Genomic DNA, 23185 nt, shown 5'->3' with positions numbered 1-23185 from the left:
TTCTTCGCGTGCTGCGAGGCCGTCTGCGCGTGCTGCGGGGTTCTTTTCGTATGCCGCGGGGCCCCGGGGGTCGGCGCCGAGGCCCCTTCGGCGGTCTACGACCAGCTCTGGCCGGTCAGGCGCTCGTACGCCTCGACGTACTTGGCCCGGGAGGCGTCCACGATCTCCTGCGGCAGGGCGGGCGGCGGGTTCTCGGACTTCGGGTCCCAGCCGGAGGCCTCCGAGGACAGCCAGTCGCGGATGAACTGCTTGTCGAAGGACTTCTGCGCGCGGCCGGGCTGCCAGTCGGCGGCCGGCCAGAAACGGGAGGAGTCCGGGGTGAGGACCTCGTCGGCGATGACGAGCTGCGGTTCGTCGTCGCCGGGGTCGGTGGACTCGTAACCGAACTCGAACTTGGTGTCGGCGAGGACGATGCCCCGGTCGCGGGCGATGTCGCGGGCCCTGCCGTACACCGCGAGGGTGGCCTGGCGGAGCTGGGCGGCGGTCTCCGCGCCGACCTGGCGGGCGACCTCCTCGTAGCTCACGTTCTCGTCGTGGTCGCCGACGGCGGCCTTGGTGGCGGGGGTGAAGATCGGCGCGGGCAGCTCGGAGCCGTTCTCCAAGCCCTCGGGGAGGGCGAGACCGCAGACCGTGCGCGATTCCTCGTACTCGACCAGGCCGGAGCCGGTCAGGTAGCCGCGGGCGACGCACTCGACGGGGACCATCCGCAGGGACGTGCAGACGAGGGTGCGGCCGGCCCAGTCGGCGGGGGCGCCCGCGGGGACGTCCGTGGACAGGACGTGGTTGGGGATCAGGTCCGCGAGCTGGTCGAACCACCACAGCGAGAGCTGGGTGAGGATGCGGCCCTTGTCGGGGATGTCGGTGGGCAGCACCCAGTCGAAGGCGCTGGTGCGGTCGCTGGCGACCATCACGAGGTCGCCCGCCTCGTTCTGGTACAGATCGCGCACCTTGCCGGTGTGCAGGTGTACCAGGCCCGGCACCTCGACGGGTTCGGGCTTTACTACGAATCCGGACACGGTTCCTCCCCGTGGATATGGCCAATCGGTGTCGATTCTCCCGTATGCGCGGGGGAAGACCCCGGCCAGGGTGGGCGGGGCGCGCGAAGAGGGGCCGTTCAGGTGCCTTTGGCGATGCGGTCGAGCAGGTTGGCGGTGGCTTTCTGGATGCGGGGGTCCACGTGGCCGGGGCGGTCGAGGGCGGGGGACCAGGCGAAGGTGCCGGAGGCGAAGACCAGCGCGCCGCTGGGGGAACGGTAGAGGGAGGTCTCCTGGTGGCGCAGGGCGCCTTCGCCGTCGCGGTACGGGGAGTGGGCGAGCAGGATGCGGCCGCGGTGCTCCGGGAGGGGGGAGCGGGGGAAGTAGCGGTCGGCCTCGCCCGCGACCAGGCCCTCGATCTCGTCGCCCTCGCCCGCGCCGGTGTTCTCCCAGAGCCAGTGCTCGGCGTTGCGCACGACGAGCGGGCTCGGCTCGGGGACGCGGCCCGCGTACTGGATGCCCAGCAGTTGCTGCTCGGGCCTGTCGACCTCGCGCCACAGGGCGGCCTTTCCGGGGCCGCGGCGCTTGCGGCAGGACAGCAGGCGGTCGGGGGCCCCGGAGGGGGCGGGGCCCAGCTCTACCTGCCAGTACATGGTGTTGGCCGACAGGAAGACCAGGGAGGTGCCCTCGTCGCGGGCCCGCTCGACGGCCCGGCGCATCGGCACCGACCAGTACTCGTCGTGGCCGGGGAAGACCAGGCCCCGGTACTTGGCGGTGTCGACGCGCCCTGCGTGCAGGTCGCGGGCGTCGGCGTAGGCGAGGTCGTAGCCGTAGCGCTCGGCCCAGCGGATGAAGTCGTAGGCGTGCCCGACGTGCAGGGGCAGGCCCTGGCCGGCGTAGGGGCGGTCGAAGGAGACGGTGGTGGCGGCGTCCTCCTCGCCGAGCAGCCGTCCCCGCTCGTCCCAGGCGTGGTAGAGGCTGGCGCCGGTGCGGCCGTCCTCGGGGAAGAGGTTGTACGCCTGCCAGGTGACGTCCGGGAGGAGCAGGAGGAAGTCGGCGGGGTGGTCGTCGCGGACGGTGAAGGGGACGTGGGTGCGGTGCCCGTCCGCGCTGGTCAGGACGGCGACGTACGCGCCGAGGCTCCAGTACTCGGGGATCTGCAGCCGCCAGGACTGCCACCAGTGGTGGCAGGAGACCGTGCGGTCGACGGCGAGGGGGGCGGGCTGGACGATGCCGGAGAGGCGGGGGCTGGTGTCGACCTTCTGGGCGCCTGCGCCGCCGTAGTGGCCGATCCGGTAGACGTAGACCGAGAACTCCTGCGGCGGGTTGACCGTGACGTGGAAGTCGACGGAGCCGCCGGGCTGGACGGAGCCGGACGAGGTGAAGCCCTTGATCTGGCAGTTCACGTCGTCGGCGGCGCGGGGTCCCGAGGTGCGGCGGGGCGGCGGGACCTTCGCGCCCGTGGCCGGGTCCAGGTCCGCGTACCAGGGGACGACGGTGCCGTCGGCGTCGAAGTACTGGTCGCCGCCGCGCAGCCAGGGCAGGGGGCCCTGCCCGAAGGGGTCCGACACGGCGTGCGCGAGCGCCCCCGAATCCCAGCGAATCTGCTCCACCGCCACGTCGCGCCCCTCCCTGGCTTTCCCCCGGCATCACCGGCCCGCGTTCGGTACTCGGTGACAACAGCGGTACGTCGGCTGTCAGCTCCAAGGGCCCAGCACATCACATAAAGCACTCACTCCGTCACCGTTCGTCGCGAATTGGCGGGAACCGGAACCTGTTACTCCGTTCGTGGGACTTGTCGGCGGGGCGGACGGGGGTGGGGGCCGGGAGTGTGCGGGGGCGCGGGGGCGGGGCGCGGAGTGGCGTCCGGCGTGGGCCTGGGGGTGCCGTCCAGGCCGGCCCCGGGGGCCGCCGCCCGTGCCGGGGACGAGCCGGGGGGTCAGACCAGGCGGACCGGTTTCTCGGGGCGGACGCCCATCTCCGTGAGCCAGCCCCGGAGGGGGCCGGGGTCGCCGTCCTCGACCAGGCTCAGGACCGGCCCCGCGAGGTCACCGCGCCGGACGCCGTCGACCAGCAGGGACGGCCCGTCCAGCCAGTCCAACCCGGGCGCGGCCCCCGCCGTGTCCACCGCGGCGCAGCACACCATCGCGGTGACGTGGTCGGCGAGCAGGTCCCGCCCGGTCCGGGGCGGCTGGATGGGGAAGACCGGCAGCGGATCGCCGCTCCAGGCCCCGCCGTCCATGAACTCCTGGCCGTCCCCCAGCGCCACCGGCACCGGTGTCGGCGCGGCGGCCTCCTCCCGGGCCGCCTCGGCCGTGATGCCGGCCGCGAGGGCGTCCCTGCGCTCCTCGTCGCTGCGGCCGTCGTCGGGGCCGGGGGCTCCGGTGAGCGCTATGGCCTCGGCGGCCAGGTGGTCCATGACGCGGGCCAGCGTGGGCCCCGTACGGTCGCCGCCGCTGCGGCGCGCGCCCAGCCGGTCCAGCACCCGGTGCAGCCGGGCCGCCTCGGTGCGCCACTTCCGGTCGACGACCTCTTCGGGGTACGCCTGCCAGTCGACCGGCGACCAGTCGGGCCCCGCGGCGGCGGGACCGCCGTGGAACAGCCGGGCCGCCAGCAGCGAGGCGGCCTCGTCGACCGCCCCCGGCTCCTCCAGGAGGTCGCACGCGGGCCGCTCCCCCAGCCGGGAGGCGAACCCGTCGGCGAGCCGGTCGCGGCGGGAGAGCTCGGTGAGGGCGGAGACGACCCCGGCGTCGAGCCGGGCGGGCCAGCGGCCCATCCGCCAGGCGGGCAGCGCGACCCGGGTAAGGAGGCGGTCCCAGCCGGCGTAGGCGAGGCCGACCTGCTCCTGGGCGGCGATCCGCAGCCCGTAGTCCACAGCCTGTGCGCGCTCGGACGCGGCGGCGGCGACGCCCCGCTCCAACTGCGTGATGTGCTCGCGGCAGGCCCCCAGGAGGAACCGGGAGATCCGCCCGAGCGGAAGGAGGGCGAGGCGGCGCACGACGCCCTGGCCGGGCTTGGCCGCGATCGCGAGGGCCGCGTCGAGCCCCCGGACGAAACGGCGGGCGGCGGCCGTGTCGGGATGCGCGGCGGGTCCCGTACCGGCGACGACGGGGGCGAGGACCGCGCGCAGCTCGGCGACCCGCATCCACCACAGGAAGGGCGACCCGATGACCAGCACCGGGGCGGTCCCGCCGCGTATGGACTCGGCGGCGCGGGCACCGCCGCCCCCGCGCACGGCGGGGTGCGAGCGGTCCTCCAGCCAGCTGTCGCAGTCCGGGGTGAGGGCTATCGCGGAGGGCGCGGGCACGTCGAGCCGCGCGGCGAGGTCCCGTACGAGCCGGTAGAGGTCGGGGGCGGACTTCTCGCTCAGCTCGACCGTGGGCGTCACGGCGGGCCGGGCCCGGGCGACCACGGCGGCCACCACGAGCCCCACGACCAGCACCACCAGGGCGGTCCCGGACACGACCCAGCGGGCCAGGTCCCAGCCCGCGCCCGCAAGCCGCCCGGTGACGCCGCCGGCCAGCAGCACCACGGCCGCGGCGGCGGGCAACAGGGCGGCCGTCAGCGCCCGGCTGCGCACGCGCAGCACGGCGGCGGCCCGGGAACGGGCGGCCTGCGCCCCCAGCTCCGTACCGAACGCTCCGGAATTACGGGGATCACGGGGGTCACGGGGATCGCAGGGATCACTGAGGCCACCGGACATACCGGAGCCACCGGACCCTGATCCGGAACCACCGGGGGCGCCGGAGCCACCAGAGGCACCGAATCCACCAGAGGCACCAGATCCGCCGGAGCCACCGAGGGCACCGGAGTCACCGGAGCCGCCGGAGGGCCCTCCAGTGGCGCCGGGCCCTCCGGGCTCCGCGGCGCCCTCGGAACCAGAACCGGACCGAGAATCGGGGCCAGTGGAACTGGCACCGGAATCAGACACACCGGACACGACCGGATTCACCCCCTCTGCCCTGCTCGCCCGCCAATGGGTTGGTCACATCCCCACTGTGGCACCCGCCACTGACAACGCAATGTCGGTGGGCCAAGTGCCGGAACGCTTGCGCGGCACCCTAGTTGGGGCTTCCGCACGAGTCATCCGGATGGACGAGCCGTCACCCGATGGAATGGCTTTGGGTAAAGGTGCTGGCTTCCCGGGCGAACCCGGGGCTCAGGTGTGCTCCGGTTCGTGTCGTACCTGCTGGAGGCGGCCTCAGCCCTCCGCGGAGACCGCCCGGGCTGCCGCCCCGGCGGCCTTCTCGGCGATGTCCGTACGGTGCTGCGAGCCGTCGAGGCGGATCCGTCCGACCGCGCGGTACGCACGGGTGCGCGCCTCGGTGAGGTCGGCGCCGGTGGCGGTCACCGACAGCACGCGCCCGCCGGCGCTGAGGACGGCGTCCCCGTCGCTCCTGGTGCCCGCGTGGAGGACGTAGGCGTACGGCGCGTCCTGTGCGGCGACGTCGGCGAGGCCCTCGACGGGGTCGCCGGTGCGGGGGGTACCGGGGTAGTTGTGCGAGGCGATGACCACCGTGACGGCGGCGTCGTCACGCCAGGCCAGCGGCGGCAGGGTGTCGAGCGTGCCGTTGGCGGCGCCGAGCAGGACCGCGGCGAGGGGGGTGCGGAGCCGGGCCAGCACGACCTGGGTCTCCGGGTCGCCGAAGCGGGCGTTGAACTCGATGACGCGCACGCCGCGGGAGGTGATCGCCAGCCCGGCGTACAGCAGCCCGGAGAACGGCGTTCCGCGCCTCCTCAGCTCGTCGACGGTGGGCTGGAGCACGGACTCCATGACCTCGTCGACCAGCTTGGGATCGGCCCACGGCAGCGGCGAATACGCGCCCATGCCGCCGGTGTTGGGCCCCTGGTCCCCGTCCAGCGCGCGCTTGAAGTCCTGCGCGGGCTGGAGCGGGAGCACGGTGGTGCCGTCGGTGATCGCGAACAGCGACACCTCGGGCCCGTCGAGGAACTCCTCGATGACGACGCGCTCGCAGGCCAGGGCGTGTGCCCGGGCCTCTTCGACGTCGTCGGTCACCACGACGCCCTTGCCGGCGGCCAGACCGTCGTCCTTCACGACGTACGGAGCGCCGAAGGCGGCCAGCGCGGAGTCGATCTCCTCGGCCGTGGCGCAGACGTAACTGCGTGCGGTGGGCACCTCGGCGGCGGCCATGACGTCCTTGGCGAACGCCTTGGAGCCTTCCAGTTCGGCGGCTTCCGCGGACGGGCCGAAGACCGGAATCCCGGCTTCGCGCACGGCGTCGGCGACGCCCGCGACGAGCGGGGCCTCCGGGCCGACGACGACGAGACCGGCGCCGAGTTCGGTGGCGAGGCGCGCGACGGCGGCCCCGTCGAGGGCATCGACCGGACGCAGCTCCGCCACTTCCGCGATGCCGGCGTTGCCGGGGGCGCAGTAGAGGGCGGTGACGTCGGGGTCGAGGGACAGAGAGCGGCACAGGGCGTGTTCGCGGGCGCCGCCGCCGATGACGAGGACCTTCACGGGGTGAAGCCTAGGGCCTGGAACGGGAGCCGGTCGCTCCGGGGCTGGAGTTCCCTCCCAGGGGGGTGGGGGCGGGGGGTTGTGGGTTGCTACGAGGGTGGGGGGGGTGGGCCGTGGGCCGTCGGTTGGGGAGGGGGTGGTGGTGCGGGGGTGGGTGCCCGGGGGTGGGTGCCCGGGGGCGCGCCTGGCAGAGAGCTTACGGCGCGGGGTGCGTGTCCGGGATGGTGCGTGCCTGGCAGGTGCTTGCGGCGCGGGGTGCGTGCCCGGGAGGCGGGTGTCCGGGGCGGCCCGTGCCTGGGGCGGTCACCGTCCGGGAGGGCGCCTGCACCTGTCCGGGACGGCCACTGTCCGCGGGAACTCCTGCCGGGGACGGCCATGTCCTGGAGCGGTCACTGCCCGAGGGGCCCTGCCCGGGACGGACGCTGCCCGAGAGGGCCCCTGCCCGGCACAGCCACTACCCGCGAGAGCTCCTGCCAGGGGCGGCCACGCCCCGGGACGGCCATCACCCGAGAGGCCCCTGCCCAGCACGGCCCCTGCCGGGAACGGCCGTGCCCCGCCGGGACGGCCACCGCCCGAGAGAACCCTCCCCGGCACGACCAATGCCGAGAGAACCCTCCCCAGCACAGCCGACGGCCCCCGCCGCGCCGCTACTCGTTGACGAACTCCTCGACGACCGTCGCGCCCAGTTCGCGGACGATCAGGTCGTAGCCCGACAGCGCGTCCTCCTGGAGGTCCGGGTCGTCGTCCTCCGGTACGTCGTCCTCGGCGGAGACGGGCCTGCGCTGCGGGATCGGCGCGGACTGCGGCGGGGCCGCGGGGGCCGGGGCGGACGAGTAGGAGGCCTGCGGGGCGGACGCAGGTGCGGGCGCGGGGGCTGCGGCCTGAGCAGGTGCGTACGACGTCGCCGCCTGCGACACGGGCCCGCCGCCCCCCGGTGCGGCCATGTCCTGCGGCGGGCGCGGTGCGGCGGACGGCGCGGGAGCGCTGCCGCCCCCGAAGCCACCGCCACCGCCGCCTCCGCCGAAGCCGCCGCCCCCGCCGAAGCTCCCGCCACCGAACCCGCCGGACGGACCCGCCGCGGGGCCCCCGCCGGGCCCACCGGCACCGGCGCCGCCCGCGTCCACGACGGACTCGATCCGCCACTGCACCTGGAAGGACTCGGCGAGCACCTGCTTGAGCACGTCCTCACTGCCGCTGCTCGCGAAGTTGTCGCGGGCGCCGGCGTTCAGGAAGCCGACCTGGAGTGTGGTGCCGTCGAAACCGGCCACCTGGGCGTTCTGGCTGAGCAGGATCCAGGTGAAGCGCCGCTTGTTCTTGACGGCCTCCAGGATGTTCGGCCACATGTTCCGCACCTGGGCGGCGCCCTGCGCGGCCGCCGGGCTGGGCGCGGCCTGCGGCGGTCCGGACGGCGCGACAGCCACCGGTGCCGTGGCCTGCGTCTGCGTCTGCGTCTGCGCGGTGGGCTCGGGCCGTCCCGCCCCGAGAGCGGACGTGGTGGGCCACCCGCCCGGCCGCCGCGCGGGAGCCGGAGCGGGAGCGGACCCCTGCGCCACCGGCGCGGACGCGACCGGGGCCTGCACGGGGGCGGCAGGAGCCACCGGCGCTGCGGGAGGCGCGGAGGGCACCGCCGCAGGAGCCCCGTGCGCCTCGGGTCCCGGAACGTACCCGACAGGCGGCATCCCCTGCATGCCCCCGCCCGCCATGAACGCCCCGCCGCCCGCGCCGGCCCCGCCCCGCTCCAGCCGCTCCAGCCGCGCCTGCACCGACCGCTCGTCGTCGAACGCCGCGGGCAGCAGCACCCGCGCGCAGATCAGCTCGAGCTGCAACCTCGGCGAGGTGGCTCCGCGCATCTCCGTGAGCCCGGAATTGACCAGGTCGGCGGCGCGGCTCAGCTCGGCGGCGCCGAAGACGGAGGCCTGCGCCTGCATCCGCTCGACCACGTCGGCGGGGGCGTCGATCAGCCCCTTCTCCCCCGCGTCCGGAACGGCAGCCAGAATCACCAGGTCCCGCAACCGCTCCAACAGGTCCGCCACGAACCGCCGCGGATCGTTGCCCCCCTCGATGACCCGGTCGACCACCTCGAAGGCAGCCGCGCCGTCCCCGGCCGCGAAGGCGTCCACGACGGAATCGAGCAGCGACCCGTCCGTGTAACCGAGCAGCCCGGTCGCCATGGCGTATGTCACACCGTCGTCGGCGGCGCCGGCCAGGAGCTGGTCCATGACCGACATCGAGTCCCGTACGGACCCGGCCCCGGCCCGCACCACGAGCGGAAGCACACCGTCCGCGACCGGGATGCCCTCCTTGCCGCAGACCTCGCCGAGGTAGTCCCGCAGCGTCCCCGGCGGCACCAGCCGGAACGGGTAGTGATGCGTGCGCGACCGGATGGTCCCGATGACCTTCTCGGGCTCCGTCGTCGCGAAGATGAACTTCAGGTGCTCCGGCGGCTCCTCGACGACCTTCAGCAACGCGTTGAAGCCCGCCGACGTGACCATGTGCGCCTCGTCGATGATGTAGATCTTGTACCGACTGCTGGCAGGCCCGAAGAACGCCTTTTCCCGCAGGTCACGCGCATCGTCCACACCACCGTGCGAAGCCGCGTCGATCTCGATGACGTCGATGGACCCGCGCCCGTTCCTCGCGAGGTCCTGGCAGGACTGGCACTCACCGCAGGGCGTGGGCGTCGGCCCCTGCTCACAGTTCAGACAGCGCGCCAGGATCCGGGCGCTGGTCGTCTTTCCACAACCCCGCGGCCCGCTGAACAGGTACGCGTGGTTGACCCGGTTGTTCCGCAGGGCCTGCATGAGCGGGACAGTGACATGCTCCTGCCCGATGACCTCGGCGAACGACTCGGGGCGATAACGGCGGTACAACGCAAGGGACGACACACCTACGAGGTTATCGGGACCCACCGACAACCGGCCCCGCCCCGGGAACGCCTCGCCGGAAACGCAAAGACCCCCCACGCACCCGCCAGAGCCAACCTACCCTTGCTGCCTTCCGGCCCTGGGGGAGTTCAGTCAGATAGCGCCACGTGAGGGGCTGGACCCCACCCTAGCGGATCGCCCCCGCCCCTGACGACCCGGGCCCACCTGCGAATCCTCCGGGACCCCCGCCCGGGGAAGGCGGTCGCAAGCACCCCTCAACGTCTTGTATTGTTTGCGGCGGAGGATTCGCCTAGTGGCCTAGGGCGCACGCTTGGAAAGCGTGTTGGGGGCAACCCCTCACGAGTTCGAATCTCGTATCCTCCGCACCCGCCCACCTGGGCAAACGAAGGGTCCGACCGCACTGCGGTCGGACCCTTCGTCGTTGCGTGGTCTCAGTTCTGGTCTCAGTTGCGCGGGTCGGACCGTCATGGACGACCACGGACAGGCTCCGTCCGCACTCTGCCGCACCGGGCACCAGACGCCCCCTGTAGAACTCTGAGGGAGCGCGCATGGCCCAGCCTCAGTCGGCCCTCTGGAACCGGCAAGCAAAAAGTTCGACCCCAGCCTCACTGTCAGAGGGACAAATTAGGATGCCGGAGGCTCCACGGCCCTGAGATCGCCACCCGGACACGAGCAAGGACACCCCCAACTGATGGCAGTGACCCAGCAGGAGATCGAGAACCAGTTGTGGAATGCCGCCGACGAGCTGCGCGTGGCGATGCCAGAAGCGCAATACTCCTCGGTTGTCTTCCCGCTGATGTTCTGGAAGTACCTGTCGGATACCTGGGATCACACGCACCAGATCTTTCTCAAGGAGAACGAGGCCCTCGACCTCACAGCCGAGGAAGCCGACGAGGTCGAGTACAGCAACTACCAGACGTTCAAGATCCCCTTCATCTTCCCTGGAACCGTCGCCGAGAGCCGCGCCTCTTGGTCGTCCATCCTCGCCACCGTTGCCCAGCACGGCCTCGGCCAGCGGGTGCGTGCTTCTCTGCAGGCCATCGAGTCGGCCAACCCCGACAAGTTCTCCCGTCTATTCGGGTCCATGACCTGGACCTCGGAAGCGGTACTGCCGGGGGAGGTGCTCGCGTCAGTCATGCGGACGATGGACCGCGCCCCCAAGATGCATGAGGGCAATATGTCCCACGACGTGCTCGGAGGAGCGTACGAGTACCTGCTCAAGCGGTTCTCAGACGGGTCCGGTACCCGTGCTGGTCAGTTCTTCACGCCGCGTGAGGTCGTCGAACTGATCATCGAACTGCTAGGACCCAAGAATCACGAGTCGGTATACGACCCCACCTGCGGGTCAGGCGGCATGCTCATCGCTGCTGCGGACTTCCTAAAGACTCGCGGCGGGCGGGGTTACACACTCAGCCTGAACGGCCAGGAGGCGGTAACTGACACTGCTGGTGTGGCCCGCATGAACCTCTTCATGCACAACCTGACCGCGTTCAAGGTCGAGGTCGGCGACACTCTGAGGGATCCCCGTTTCAGGAAGGCGGACGGGTCTGTCGAGCAATTCGACATGATCGTCGCTAATCCTCCCTACAGCCTGAAGTGGAAGCCCTGGACCAACGACCCGCGTGCACTCGGCGGGGTCGCCCCACAGTCGTCGGCGGACTGGGCATTCGTACAGCACATGATCGCCAGTATGGATCCGAAGAAGGGCCGCGCCGGCGTCGTCCTCCCACACGGCGTCCTCTTCCGAAGCGGCCAGGAGGCAGCCATCCGCCAACGCGTCCTGGACGACGACCTCCTCGAGGCCGTCATCGGTCTGCCAGCCAACCTCTTCTACTCGACCTCCATCCCGACAGCGATCCTGGTGTTCCGTGCCCCTGGTACGAAGGTTCCGGAGCGCCAGAACGGCGTGCTGTTCATCGACGCCTTTAGGCAATTCGCCAAGGCCAAGAAGCGCAACATCCTCACCGGCACCGACATCGCTGACACTGTGGCGACCTACCACGCAAGCTTTGCAGCCACCGACGACTCAGTGGCCCCTGACCGCGACTCCGGACCCGCCGCACGCTTCGTGCCAACTACGGAGATCGTGACGAACGGGTACGACCTCAGCCTCGGCCGCTACATCAAACAGGCTGCTGATGAAGCCGAAGACCTCGGCGCCCTGATCAAGGCGTACAACGTTGCCCGAACCGAGCGTCAAAAGACCGAGCAGCAGATGGCCAACGTGCTCACCGCCGCCGGGATCGAGGGCTTCGATGAGTGAGTGGGAGCAGGCCACTCTTGGGACAATTGCGAACCTCTCAATTGGCCGTACGCCCGACCGCAAGAACCCGGACTACTGGACGACAGACACCACGCATCCGTTCTGCACCATCGCGGATATGCCCGAGCGGTCATGGACGGTGAACCCAGCGCGCGAGGGAGTCACCGGTGCTGCAATAAGAGATGGCAAGGCCAAGCTGGCCCCCGCTGGCTCGTTGCTAATGAGTTTCAAGCTCACCATCGGTCGTGTCGGTTTCGCCGAGCGGGACGTCTACCCGAACGAGGCCATCGTTCGCATTGACCCGCGTGACCGTTCCACAGTCGATGACCGGTATCTCGCCGCGTGGCTGGAGTCCCACGACCTCACGGAGAACGCACCTCGCGCAATCAAGGGCAAAACCTTGAACTCCAAGAGCCTGCGACTCATCCCAGTCGCCCTGCCGCCGTTGCCGGTGCAGAAGCGGATCGTCGAGGTCATCGGCGCGGTAGACGCCCAGATCACCGCGCTCGACGACGAGGCCGACGCACTGGCAGGCGTATACCAGGCAGCAATGTCTCTGTTGTGGCTCACCTCTCAGGGCGACGAGGCGGAATCCAAGCCCCTCGGCAACGTGATGCACCTCGATGTCGTTCGGACACCAATGGTGGCGGGAACCACCTACCACCTCGCTGGAGTGCTCAATGCCGGCAAGGGGCTCGTGGACAAGGAGACGTTCGACGGGGCAGATACCGAGTACACGGCGATGAACGTTCTGCGAGAGAACCAAGTGGTGATGCGGAAGCTGACTGCTTGGGAGGGGCCGATCACTGTGGTCCCTGCAGAGTTCAGCGGATTCGTAGCGAGCAACGAGTTCCCAACCTTCACACTCACTGGTGACATCGCCCCGGAGTGGATGAAGCATGTCTGCCGAACACCTCGACTATGGGCAGAGATGCAGAACCGGGTCGTCGGAACCGTGCAGCGCCGTAAGCGACTCAACCCCGACCAGCTCCTATCGGTGGCGCTGCCCATCCCATCCCAGTCTGAGCAGAAGCAAGCAGCGGAGGCACTAGATGCGATGGAGGGGCACATCGCTGTGATCCGCGCAGAGGCCAACTGCCTCCGCGAAGCCCGTGCAGGGCTGCTCTCCAACATTCTCAACCGCACCATCAAAATTGAGACTGCCGAGCTGGAGGTCTGAGCCGTGGCGAAGGGCATTCGGGAGCGCGAGTTCCAGAACCTGATGATCCAGTGGTCCCTCCCGATGGGATGGGACTTCACAGCGGGTAGGTCGCTGCCGCGCGAGACGACACAGACGGTGCTCGCTGGCCAGCTGCGGGACGCCATCGTGCGGCTCAACCAGGTGGTGATCGAAGGGTTCGACGTGGACGCCGTGGTCGAGGAGATCATCACCACGGTCAACGCCGTCGACGGCGGGCTGGTGCGAGCCAACGAACAAGTGCTGGAACTGCTGCGCGGGCACAAGGAGTTCCGGGGCGCCGACGGTGTGTGGCACGCCTTGAAGGTCATCGATTTCGAGAACCCGACTACCAACACCCTGGTCGTGTCGGACGAGGTGACCATAACAATCCCCGGCAAGACCCCCCGCCGGTTCGATCTCGTGTATTGGGTCAATGGACTGCCCCTTGTTGTCGCGGAGGTGAAGTCACCAACCGCTAAGTCCGGGTGGGCCGACGCGGCACGCGAGATTAACGACGTGTACGCCACTGAATACCCATGGTTCTTCACCCCCAACATCTTCGCTGTCGCCTCTGACGGACTGAAGCTGCGGTTCGGTGCCGTTGGTGCACCCCTGAACCTGTGGCAGCCGTTCCGATCCACTGACGACGACGAGAGCTTGTCCGGGCAGGCCGACGTGAAGCGCTCTGTCGAGCTGCTGCTCAACCCGGCCACGGTCCTGGACATGCTCGCCAACTTCGTCCTCTTCGACACCTCTGGAGGCGGGGCGGACAAGAAGTACCTGCCCCGCTATCCGCAGATGGAGGCTGCCCACCTCATCCACAAACGGGTCCTGGCCGACGGCAAGAAGGGGCTGATCTGGCATCACCAAGGCAGCGGGAAGACGCTGCTGATGGTGTTCGCTGCTTCTCTGTTGTTGGCTGACACCCGCACTGAGTCGCCCACGATCATCCTGCTCTCGGACCGAACCCAGCTCGTGCGGCAGACCTCCGGGGTGTTCACCTCCGCGATGGGCGACGCCTACTTCCACCAGCCCACGACCAGCGCGGAGTTGCGTTCCCTGCTCGCTGACGACGTGCGTGGTGTCATCTCCACGACTGTCCACAAATTCGCCGGCGCTGGGAAGAACCTGTCGACCCGCCGCAACATCATCTTGCTGGTTGATGAGGCGCACCGCACGCAGTCATCCGAGAATGAGTCCCTAGCGGGGCAGATGCGCGCAGCGTTGCCGCACGCGAAGTTCTTCGGGATGACCGGCACACCCGTCAAGAACCTCACCACCGACACCTTCGCTCTCTTCGGTGAGGAGACCGACCCAAACAGGGTGTTGCATCGATATTCGGTGTCCCGGTCTCTGCAGGACGAGGCGACCGTTCCAGTCATGCTGGACCCGCACCCGGTCACCTTCGAGATGAACGACCGGTCGCTACAAGCCGAGTTCGATCAGTTTGCCGACGAATTTGACCTCGACGACCCCGACCGGGAAACCTTGTCCCGCAAATTCGGGCGCCTCACCTCGGTCTTTACCAACCCCGAACGCATCCACACGGTCTGCCAGGACATCGTGGATCACTATCTGGCCGGTACCTATCGCAACGGTCTCAAGGCGCAGGTCGTCGCGTACAACCGTGAGCTGGCCGTGGCATACATGGACAAGATCAACGAGCTGCTGGCCGGCTACGAAGCGGCTCAGGTACTCGCCGAGGTCGGCAAGCACGATCGGATCACCGCAGAGGTGAACATCCACGTCTCGGACGCCAAGACCGAGGAAGCTGCCATGCGGCCTTACCGGCTCTCCGAGGTCGATGAGGAAGACCAGAAACGGCGATTCCTCACTCCCGATGACCCGCTGTGCTTCCTGGTCGTGACAGCCAAGCTGATGACAGGGTTCGACGCGCCCAACGAAGGCGTTCTCTACCTGGACAAGCCGATGAAGGCCCACAACCTGTTCCAGACGATTACCCGCCCGAACCGCACTTGGGTATCCCCGGCCGGATTCGTGAAGACCAGCGGCGTAGTCGTTGACTACATCAGCCTGGCCGAAGAGGTCCAGCGTGCCGTCGTCGACCCCACCTCGGAGGGGTCCGCCGGCAAGGGCGGTGGGTTCGTCACCGACCTGACCGACCTTGTCGCCGAGTTCCGTACCACCTTCGCTCGCATCGAAGATCTCCTCGCAGACGTGGACGGCCTCGACCTCACAGCCAACGGATACGAGTCCGTACGTGCCATCAACGCCTTCCTGGATGCCAGCTCTGACGCCGCCGAGATCTTCAGCAAGAACTACCGGCTTCTGGCCCGCCTGTACCCACTCATCAACACGGACAAGCGAGTCGCCAAGTACCAAGACGGGTTCGGGCTCTTCGGGTCTGCGTACACGACCCTGTTCAAGAAGTCTTCCGACGAGGAAAGGAAGGAGCGACTGGGCGAGCTGGGGCCGATGGTCCTGGAGATAATCAACGCCCACGTCCACTCCTTTTCCGTAGCCGCTTCCCAGGAAGAAGCTCTCGTCCTGGACGCCCAGGGCATCACGATCCTCAAGGAGCTGCTGGCCCTCGTCCGTCCCAAACCAGGCAAGGACGACAACGAGGACAAGAGGCCGCCGTCTGCTGCGGAGATCCTGGATCACATCAAGGCGGCTCTCGAGAGGGGCGTCGAACCGGGATCCGCGAAGTACACCGCTCTGGCAGAGCGGATCAGGCAACTGCGGGACCGGATCATTCAGAACGCCCAGGACGCCCTGGACTTCCTTGCCGAGGCACTCCGGGTCGCCCGCGCCATCGTGCACGCCGAGAAACACCCTGACGAGGCCGTCGTGCTAGACGACGACCACGTAGGCATCCTGTCGCGGATCATCCAGGACCACGCGCCGTCCGGTCTCACCGTCACGGAGCAGAACTTGGCGGAGGAGATCGACCAGGTGGTCAAGCGCACCCTCGCCCAGTCATGGGACAACGCCGAGGCCCGCAATCGCGGCGTCCGCCGTGCCACCGCCGCGGTCTTCCGCCGGTACATGTTGAAGCCGGTAGGAGAGCCGTATGGCTCCACTGTCGCCTACATTGAGGCCCACTACCTCGTGGACTGACGAACACGCAGAGGCCCGGCAACGCATGGTGGTTGCCGGGCCTCGCTGTGCCCCTCGTGCCCCGATCCACGGGGATTTAGAAGACATCTCATTTGGTGAGTCTGCGGTAGCAGATGAGGGTGCAGGCGATGCTGGTGAAGGCGAGGAAGTGGGCGGCTTTGCGTTCGTAGCGTCGGTGGAGGCGGCGGCAGCCGGTGAGCCAGGCCATGGTGCGTTCGATGGTCCAGCGGTGGCGGCCCAGGCGTGGTGAGGACTCGACTCCCTTGCGGGCGATGCGGTGGGTGATGCCGCGTTCGCGTAACCATCGTCGCAGGTGGGCGTAGTCGTAGCCCTTGTCGGCGTGGAGCTTTGCGGGCTTGCGGCGCCGTGGGCCGCGGCGTGATCGGATCGGGGGGATGCCCTTCACGAGGGGGATCAGGGCCTGGCTGTCGTGCAGGTTGGCCCCGGAGATTCCGACGGAGATGGGCAGGCCGGAGCGTTCCGTGATCAGGTGGATTTTCGAGCCGTACTTGCCCCGGTCGACAGGATTCGGGCCTGTCAGGTCCCCCTTTTCAGGGCCCGCATGTTCACCGAGTCGATCGCGCACCGCGACCAGTCCAGCTCGCCACGGGCACCGAGTTCGTCGAGGACTAAGCGGTGGAGCTTGGCCCACACCCTGGCCTTCGACCACTCCGAGAACCGCCGGTGAGCGGTCGCCCCGGACGGACCGAACGACGCGGACGGCAGCTGTTGCCAGGTACAACCCGACGTCGCCACGAAGACGATCGCGGCCAGCACCTCCCGGTCGCCGTGCCGCCGCCGCCCACCACCCTGCGGCCGCGACGGCGCCTCCGGCACCACCCTCTGAAACAACTCCCACAACTCGTCCGGCACCAACCGCTCAACGATCCCCACCATGACCCACAGAATACCGGCCAAGCCAAATGAGATGATCTTTTAGCAGGTGCCGAGGTCTCCGTACCTCCCTGGGTTCCTCGCGCGGTCCACTGCCTGTGTACGAGCCTCGTCGAACGCAGCGGTGACAGCTTCCTGGTCCGTACGACGGACCTGAGCCTCGACCTCCTGACCGGAACGGCGGGTGGTGTGCCAGCGCACCGGCAGATCGGTATAGAGGTCAGCCTCGAACTCCCAGGTCGTTACCGACCATTGGCCATCTCGGCCGATGTTGAGCGGTTCGCCGCCCGGCATGAAGACAGCGTGGGCATGGTGGACGGTCCGCCGGTCCGGTATGGCATCGCGAAGAGCTCGGAGACCGCCAGGGCCCTTGTGCTCCCACTTCTCCGGGTCCCACTCCTCGACTCGCGCCTGCTGGTCTCGGTGATCGGCGGCCCACTGGTCCGCCATAGCCTCCGCATGCTCCTGGTGCTGGAACGGGACAAGGCGTTCGCCGAGGCGGGCGACGTACACCGTCGGGCCTGGCTGGGCGTCGCCACTGGAGGGTGTGGCAGAGCCCCGAGGCTTGAGGTTGACCACGTGCGGCGTCGGTTCCGGCCCCCAGAGCAGCCCTCCGACCTGCGCCGCCGTCCGCTGCAGCACCTGCCCTGTGACGTGCTGGTACCGGCGTCGCATGCGCGCGGACTTACCGGGCTCCCAGCCCATGATGCGGTCGACCACTGTGTCCGGGACGCCGAGGATGAGCAGGGTGGTCGCGGCGGTGTGGCGGGCATCGTGGAGGCGTCCGTCGCGGACGCCCGCCGCCTTCAACAGGTCCTTCCATCGGTGGAAGTCCGTGTTGGGGTTGAGGGGTTCACCGATCGGCGATGTGAAGACGTAACCCTTCTCTTCCCACAGATCGCGGGCGAGCACGCGCTCTCGGCCCTATTCCTCCTTGTGCCGAATCAGCAGCTTCAGTAGTTCTTCCGGTACCCCGATCGGGCGCTTGCCGGCGCGGGTCTTGGTTTCCTTCGTTCGGCGCCGCAGGAAGAGATCAACAACGCTGACCAAACCATCTCGGACATGTATGCCGCAACAGTTCCCGGCGAGCACGCCCAGGCCGCCGGCCATGCTGCGGCCAACCTCTGCTCGGAAGCCGGACATCAACTCTTGCACTTGCCGACGGAACTGCAGCAGCTGATCAACGAGGCCATCGAGATCGGCTACACGGCCGCTCTGCAAGGCGTACACAACGGAAACTTCGACGAGGAAATCCAAGGATGGCGCCCCCACCTCTTCGAGAAGTAGAGCGCAGCAGGAAGGCCGGGACATGACCTCGACAACCATCATCCTTTTCGCCAGCCCCGCCGTGGTCCGTACTGCCGAACCAGACCGTTTCCGCGCACGTGGCTCCTCACAGGACCAGCAGTCGTACGGCCCGTGTCCTGACCCTCCTGCAGGCAGAACCCGATCGCCGAGGAGCCTCAGGCCCCGAAATGAAACCCGGTTCGATAGGTCTCAACCAACGTGTCGATCTGGTCCTCGTACGTTTCCAGGAACGTATCGAGCGAGTAGGCGCCGTTCCAACCCGCGTCGCGGAGCTGTGCCCCCTCACAGGGAATCGGCAGAGTACGGAGGACCTCGTCCTGAACGAAGTGGAGTCGAAGTTCACTCGCCTCTGACACAAGGAGCGGGTTTCCTCCGATCTGCTCGATAAGTACGTAGCGAAGTCCGAGCATTCTCAGGAGATCAAGATCGGCGACCCAGGTCTCATCCATGAGGCGATGAGTCTGCCAGTGCATGGCATCGCGATAGACCAGGCGCACCCGGTCGGCCATGTCGGGGTAGGCAAAACCGTCCCAGTAGAGGGAGCCACGGATCGTGCGGTGGTCTCCGTCCGGAGTAGCCAATGCCGTCCCAAAGGTCATCGGAACGAGTGTTGAGAGCTTGTCGGGCCATCCGTGCACCAACGATGTGATCAGGTCACACGGGTTGTACACATGAAGCATGACATCGCGTTCCACGCCATCGGCCGAGACGTCGTCCAGCCACCGCTCCACGAGCCTCGCCCAATCAGGATTCCTCGCCATGCACGTTCTGCTCTCCTCCCGGAAAGCAGGCCATCTTCCACGGTCCGTGGTTCGCGCGGATCCTGTGTAGAGGACCTGACCGATCCCCTCGTCGTCACCGTTCAGGTCCCGGAGAAGATCCCTCTCGTCCAGCGAAGTGCGCTTGGCGAATTCACCTGCCGTCCGGTAGCCCTCGATCTCCCAATGCGGGTCCTCTGCCAGCTTCCGAAGCAAGCCCGGGCGGGCTGTGTCATAGCCAGCTGCGAAAACGTTGCTGGTGACGTGACAAAGAGCCGCATACTCCAGGGGGTACCCCCCGGTTTCCTCGGGTGAATCTGCCTCGCCGTCGTCGAGCCATGCCGGTGCTCGGTCCGGATCCAGACGCCCGATCGCAAAGTACAGGCCGTACGGTGCGACCACGCTGTCTCTCTTCGAGATGCGCTGGAAATCCGCTGCCAGAAGATCATCAGCTCCTGCCTCTGCAGCTCTAGCCAGAACCTCGCACCAGCCCCGCTCTCTATCCTCCGGGGAGTTGTACAGGTAGATGAAGTGATGCGGGGTCACCTGTGGGGGGATCGCTGCTTCGAGGAACTCCACGCGGTCTGCACACACCGGGACACCGTCGTCGTCCAACGTGAGTTGGTACCCGCGCAGATCGTGAGCCCAGTCGCGCGCCATGTTGCTGACCGGTACGCGAAGCTCGCGCCACGTGGTGGAGACAATCATCGCGCGAATGCGGTCTTTGCGGAGCCCCATCTCTCGCTGCAACAGCTCGGCGTACTTCGTGACCTCATGGAGGGCTCGACCCGAGGTCGAGTCGGATCGCTTCAGTTCGATCACCACCCAAGATCCGTGGCCATCTCGGGCCAGGATGTCTATCCGCCCGCGCGTTCCGTGAGCATTGGGTAGCGGGAATTCCGTTTCGATCAGCTGAAGGCTCGGCTCCAGGAGAGACAAGCGGTCAGCCAACATGTCGCGCAACCGCGCCTCGTACTGAACACCCATGTCGCACCTCTCGGACACGTCCCCGCCCTGGAACGCTAGTTGGTGGCTGATCAGAGGGTGACAGTAGACGATCAGTCTGACATTCCCAGTCCGTTCTCTCCTCTCCCCAGCGAGTCTAGAACGCCCACGCCTGCCCCGCCCGCTGGGTCGCGTTCGCCCAAGCACCCTCGTGATGCCAGTTGACGCGTGGAAGGACGGGCTGTCGCACCGTGCCCATAGCCCACGCGGCGGTGTGCCGAAGAGTGGAACCTCGAACTGCCGCGTGCCAGGGCCCGGGGGTCTCAACACGGGGCCCTACATGGCGCTGTCCGAGCGCTCCTCGACGGGCCTCTGACCGAATACCGGCCTGCGCCCCTCGTGCGCACTTGATTGTGCTCCCCTAATGCGTCCTACAGTCCTCCGGCTCACGCCACATCACATCGATGGAAGGGCTGCCAGTGAACGAGGACCATTCCAAAGCCGTCGCCGAGATCCTCCACGAGCTGAGCACCACCTCCCACGTCCAGGTCCGCTCATCCACCGAACTCGCCGACCAGGTCTCCGAGGCCGCTGAGGACGAGGACGAGAAGCGGTCAAAAAAGGGGCGGGGCCCCCTTCGCCGGCGCACCGACTACCGAGCCGTCCGGACAGCGCCGCGAACACTGACACTCACGCCCTGGCAGGTCATCCACGCCATCGGCCTCGGTGCCGCGTCGGCCCGCCAAGGCGCGGGACGAGGACTGGCCGAACACTGGGGAAGTCTGCGCTACAGCCAGGCCCTGGAAGCCAACCACGGCCGTTACCTGCAGCTGTCGTCCGAAGGGCGCGATCTTCTTCGCTTCTACAAGGCGACCCAGTCCGGAGAAATCGGCACCGGCTTCGCCTCACTGTTGGCCGAGAACGTGGTCAGGTCCCGCTACCCCGATCACTCGGTCTCCGTGATCCCGGCGGATGTTGCGCTGAAGGCCGGCTGGGCTCTCCGCGGCACCGACTCCGGCACCGGCACGCGCCCCGAACCGCTGCAGCGACGGCCCCACTTCTTCGTCGAAGCCTGGCAACCGGGGCAGCCGTCCAAGGTTCTCCTCGTCTCCTCCAAGGGCACCCACAGCAGCGTTCAGCAGGTGTACAAGCAACTCAGCACGGCCAGCGCTCACGTGGAGTCCGTGCATATCGGGCCCTACGGCACCGTCCCGTACCTGCTCATCGGGACAGAGATCCCCAAGAAGGAGAGCCTCGCCCTGCACATCCTGGAGGGGCCGGGTACGACTGTCCTCCGCCCCTCCGGAGAAGCATCAGCAGCCGACCTGAACCTCGCCCTGGAACAGGAGAACTATCCGTCCGATGTCGTGCGGCCCACGGACAGCGGGAAGACAACCGTCCCCGGGTACCAGGTACTGCCCGACGACTTTGACTGGTTCAGCATCGTGCTGGCGCGGACGGAAGCAGCCACTCTCACGGCCTTCACCGGGGGCGGCATACCCACCGCTCAGTACCTGACGAAGGACCAGGGACGACGCCACTTCCAGCACGACGTCCACGCCAAAACGGCCAAGCTGCGAGATGAGGAACACCGCATCCACGGCATCGACTTCGTCGGTACCGATCACATCTACCGCCTCAATGGCATCCGAGTGGAGGCGTTTTCCGGACTCAAAAAGAGTCTCTACACGCACCTCCGCCACGGGCGCGTCAACGAATACCGAAGCGAGGTACACGCCATGCGAGGGCAGTGGCCGGACCGCAGCACATCAGGACAGTGGAACGCTGTGTCCATCCGCCCCGACGGAACCGTGATGGCGATCCGGCTCCAGGAAGGGTGATCCAGCAGCCCGCAGCAACGGCCAGCCGGTCCTGTGTAATGCCGACTCGGGGCGCACAAAGCTGCAGCGGGGCTGGCCAGAGGCACCCGTGCGACGGAGTGGCCTTGGCAGCCGTGCCCTGATTGGTCTCAGTTCTGGTCTCGTTCATCCCTGATCAGCACCGTCCACCGGGCACCCCACCGCTCCTTCCGGTGCAGGTCAGGACGCCGATGAATCACCCTGAACCCCCAGACGAACATTTGGAAAGCGTGTTGGGGGCAACCCCTCACGAGTTCGAATCTCGTATCCTCCGCACCCGCCCAACAGGGCAGACGAAGGCCCCGACCGGTTCCCGGTCGGGGCCTTCGTCGTGTGGGGGCGCAGTCCCTCCGCTGAGAACGCTTCCCAGTGGCACTGCCACAGAGGACGGTGGGACCGGCGTGCCCGTGGGCTGCTCCGCCAGTTGTCCCGTCGTCGCGCCCGAGCCGGCCTCAACGGGCCCAGGAGCAGGCCCGCGGTTCGATCACCGCACTCGTCCGGGTGACTCTCCCCTCCCGAGCCCTCACCCGCCGCACACCGCCACCAGCAGGGCAGTCGTGCTGGGCGGCGCGGGGCCAGTCGGCACTTCACCGTGCGGTGGCAGTCGTACGGCCCGCCATAGTCGCGTACGGCGCTCTCCCGGGCCGACCGGTACGAGGGTGCGGCGCAGCCGCGAGGTGATCAGCGAGGGCTTGCCGCGCCGGGACGGCCCGTCCGTCAGGGGGGTGCTCCGACCGGTGGCCGGCGGTCGGCCGACGCGGAGGTCCGGCCGATGCGATCGGCGCGGCCTCCGCCGTACAAGGGAGTTCGCATCACCATGGACGTCATTCTTCGGGCCCGGGGCGTGGACCTGCTCTACGGATCGCAACGAGCCGTCCGTGGTGCGGACTTCGCCCTGTGTCGCGGGGAGGTCGCCGCGGTCATGGGGGCCAGCGGGTCCGGGAAGTCGTCGTTGCTGTACTGCCTGGCGGGGGTGCTCGCGCCGTCGAAGGGGGCGGTGTCCTTCGAGGGGGTCGCGTTCTCCGGGCTCTCCGACGACGCGTTGAGCACCCTGCGGCGTGAGCGCTTCGGGTTCGTCTTCCAGTACGGGGAGTTGTTGCCCGAGCTCACGGTCGAGGAGAACGCCGCCTTGCCGTTGCGTCTCGCGGGGCAGCGCAAGGCCCCGGCGCATGCGGCGGCGGGCGAGGTGCTGGAGCGGTTGGGGCTCGGGGAGCTGAAGCAGCGGCGGCCTTCTCAGGTGTCCGGTGGGCAGAGCCAGCGGGTGGCGGTCGCGCGGGCGCTCGTGCACCGGCCGGCCGTGGTGTTCGCGGACGAGCCGACCGGAGCGCTGGACAGTGCCAACGCCGCCGCCGTACTGGAGGAGTTCCTGCGTCTGGCGCGCTCACAGGGCACGGCGGTGGTGATCGTGACGCACGACGCGGACGTGGCCGCCCACGCCGACAGCCAGTACACGATGACCGACGGCGTCCTCACCCAGCGGGTGGCGGTGTGAAGGCCGCGCGGCCGTCCGGCACGAGCACCGTTCTGCTCGGACTGCGGCTGCTGTGGTCCGGCGAACG

General features: G+C 68.5%; 14 protein-coding genes, 1 tRNA gene and 1 other RNA gene. 6 read left to right on the top strand and 10 right to left on the bottom strand.

Annotation, left to right across the window (positions count from 1 at the left end; translation table 11 throughout):
- Positions 1-95: 95 nt before the first annotated feature.
- The 6 genes from ACIP93_RS04290 to ffs form a co-directional block, all read right to left on the bottom strand.
- Entirely contained in the window at positions 96-1016 is a 921-nt protein-coding gene (locus tag ACIP93_RS04290; protein ID WP_345220617.1) for a phosphoribosylaminoimidazolesuccinocarboxamide synthase, read from the bottom strand.
- A 98-nt stretch (positions 1017-1114) separates the two neighbouring features.
- Positions 1115-2593, bottom strand: a complete 1479-nt coding sequence (locus ACIP93_RS04285) for a N,N-dimethylformamidase beta subunit family domain-containing protein (RefSeq protein WP_401755460.1) — start codon at positions 2591-2593, stop codon at positions 1115-1117.
- A gap of 320 nt (positions 2594-2913) precedes the next feature.
- Positions 2914-4677: a hypothetical protein gene (locus tag ACIP93_RS04280; RefSeq protein WP_401755457.1), complete on the bottom strand. Its 1764-nt coding sequence runs from the start codon at positions 4675-4677 to the stop codon at positions 2914-2916.
- Between the two features lie 498 nt (positions 4678-5175).
- Positions 5176-6453 carry a phosphoribosylamine--glycine ligase gene (purD, locus tag ACIP93_RS04275; protein ID WP_345220624.1) on the bottom strand — a complete coding sequence of 426 codons (1278 nt, stop codon included), beginning with the start codon at positions 6451-6453 and terminating at the stop codon, positions 5176-5178.
- A gap of 647 nt (positions 6454-7100) precedes the next feature.
- Positions 7101-9338, bottom strand: a complete 2238-nt coding sequence (locus ACIP93_RS04270) for a DNA polymerase III subunit gamma and tau (protein WP_401755454.1) — start codon at positions 9336-9338, stop codon at positions 7101-7103.
- Between the two features lie 65 nt (positions 9339-9403).
- An RNA gene (gene ffs / locus ACIP93_RS04265) (signal recognition particle sRNA small type) lies at positions 9404-9494 on the bottom strand.
- A gap of 122 nt (positions 9495-9616) precedes the next feature.
- Between ffs and ACIP93_RS04260 the strand changes: the two genes are divergently transcribed.
- The 4 genes from ACIP93_RS04260 (at position 9617) to ACIP93_RS04245 (ending at position 15862) form a co-directional block, all read left to right on the top strand.
- Positions 9617-9701, top strand: a tRNA-Ser gene (locus tag ACIP93_RS04260).
- Between the two features lie 328 nt (positions 9702-10029).
- The gene (locus ACIP93_RS04255) at positions 10030-11601 is read left to right on the top strand and encodes an N-6 DNA methylase (protein ID WP_401755451.1); all 1572 of its coding nucleotides are present in this window, start codon (positions 10030-10032) and stop codon (positions 11599-11601) included.
- Positions 11594-12781, top strand: coding sequence for a restriction endonuclease subunit S (locus tag ACIP93_RS04250; RefSeq protein ID WP_401755448.1), 1188 nt, complete (start codon positions 11594-11596; stop codon positions 12779-12781). The genes ACIP93_RS04255 and ACIP93_RS04250 overlap by 8 nt, the downstream gene beginning before the upstream one ends.
- Positions 12782-12784: 3 nt before the next feature.
- Entirely contained in the window at positions 12785-15862 is a 3078-nt protein-coding gene (locus ACIP93_RS04245; protein ID WP_401755445.1) for a type I restriction endonuclease subunit R, read from the top strand.
- Between the two features lie 88 nt (positions 15863-15950).
- Here the strand turns inward: ACIP93_RS04245 and ACIP93_RS04240 are convergent.
- The 4 genes from ACIP93_RS04240 to ACIP93_RS04225 all read right to left on the bottom strand — a co-directional run bounded on the left by ACIP93_RS04240 (position 15951) and on the right by ACIP93_RS04225 (position 19809).
- A protein-coding gene (locus tag ACIP93_RS04240) for an IS5 family transposase (protein WP_401755442.1) occupies positions 15951-16759 on the bottom strand; the annotation gives its coding sequence in 2 pieces (ribosomal slippage) (positions 15951-16411 and positions 16411-16759; 810 coding nt in all).
- Between the two features lie 39 nt (positions 16760-16798).
- On the bottom strand, positions 16799-17668 hold the full coding sequence (locus ACIP93_RS04235) for a tyrosine-type recombinase/integrase (RefSeq protein ID WP_401755440.1): 870 nt from the start codon (positions 17666-17668) through the stop codon (positions 16799-16801).
- A gap of 12 nt (positions 17669-17680) precedes the next feature.
- Entirely contained in the window at positions 17681-18013 is a 333-nt protein-coding gene (locus tag ACIP93_RS04230; RefSeq protein WP_401755437.1) for a hypothetical protein, read from the bottom strand.
- 206 nt (positions 18014-18219) lie between these two features.
- Entirely contained in the window at positions 18220-19809 is a 1590-nt protein-coding gene (locus ACIP93_RS04225) for an endonuclease NucS domain-containing protein (protein ID WP_401755434.1), read from the bottom strand.
- Between the two features lie 437 nt (positions 19810-20246).
- Between ACIP93_RS04225 and ACIP93_RS04220 the strand changes: the two genes are divergently transcribed.
- Together ACIP93_RS04220 and ACIP93_RS04215 are read left to right on the top strand one after the other, a co-directional pair.
- Positions 20247-21608 (top strand): hypothetical protein, encoded by a 1362-nt coding sequence (locus tag ACIP93_RS04220; RefSeq protein WP_401755431.1) that lies wholly within the window; start codon positions 20247-20249, stop codon positions 21606-21608.
- A gap of 835 nt (positions 21609-22443) precedes the next feature.
- Entirely contained in the window at positions 22444-23118 is a 675-nt protein-coding gene (locus tag ACIP93_RS04215; protein ID WP_401755428.1) for an ABC transporter ATP-binding protein, read from the top strand.
- Positions 23119-23185: the final 67 nt, after the last annotated feature.

The sequence above is a fragment of the Streptomyces sp. NPDC088745 genome (assembly GCF_044751045.1).
Taxonomy (GTDB): domain Bacteria; phylum Actinomycetota; class Actinomycetes; order Streptomycetales; family Streptomycetaceae; genus Streptomyces; species Streptomyces cremeus.
The sequence above is the reverse complement of the archived record's forward strand: the minus strand, read 5'-3'. Positions and strand labels throughout refer to the sequence as shown.

What these genes read in the sequence shown, in the direction of transcription:
- ACIP93_RS04280 (WP_401755457.1), bottom strand. Translation starts at nt 4,677, where the DNA reads ATGTCCGGTGGCCTCAGTGATCCCTGCGATCCCCGTGACCCCCGTGAT.
- ACIP93_RS04215 (WP_401755428.1), top strand. Translation starts at nt 22,444, where the DNA reads ATGGACGTCATTCTTCGGGCCCGGGGCGTGGACCTGCTCTACGGATCG.
- ACIP93_RS04225 (WP_401755434.1), bottom strand. Translation starts at nt 19,809, where the DNA reads ATGGGTGTTCAGTACGAGGCGCGGTTGCGCGACATGTTGGCTGACCGC.
- ACIP93_RS04255 (WP_401755451.1), top strand. Translation starts at nt 10,030, where the DNA reads ATGGCAGTGACCCAGCAGGAGATCGAGAACCAGTTGTGGAATGCCGCC.
- ACIP93_RS04250 (WP_401755448.1), top strand. Translation starts at nt 11,594, where the DNA reads ATGAGTGAGTGGGAGCAGGCCACTCTTGGGACAATTGCGAACCTCTCA.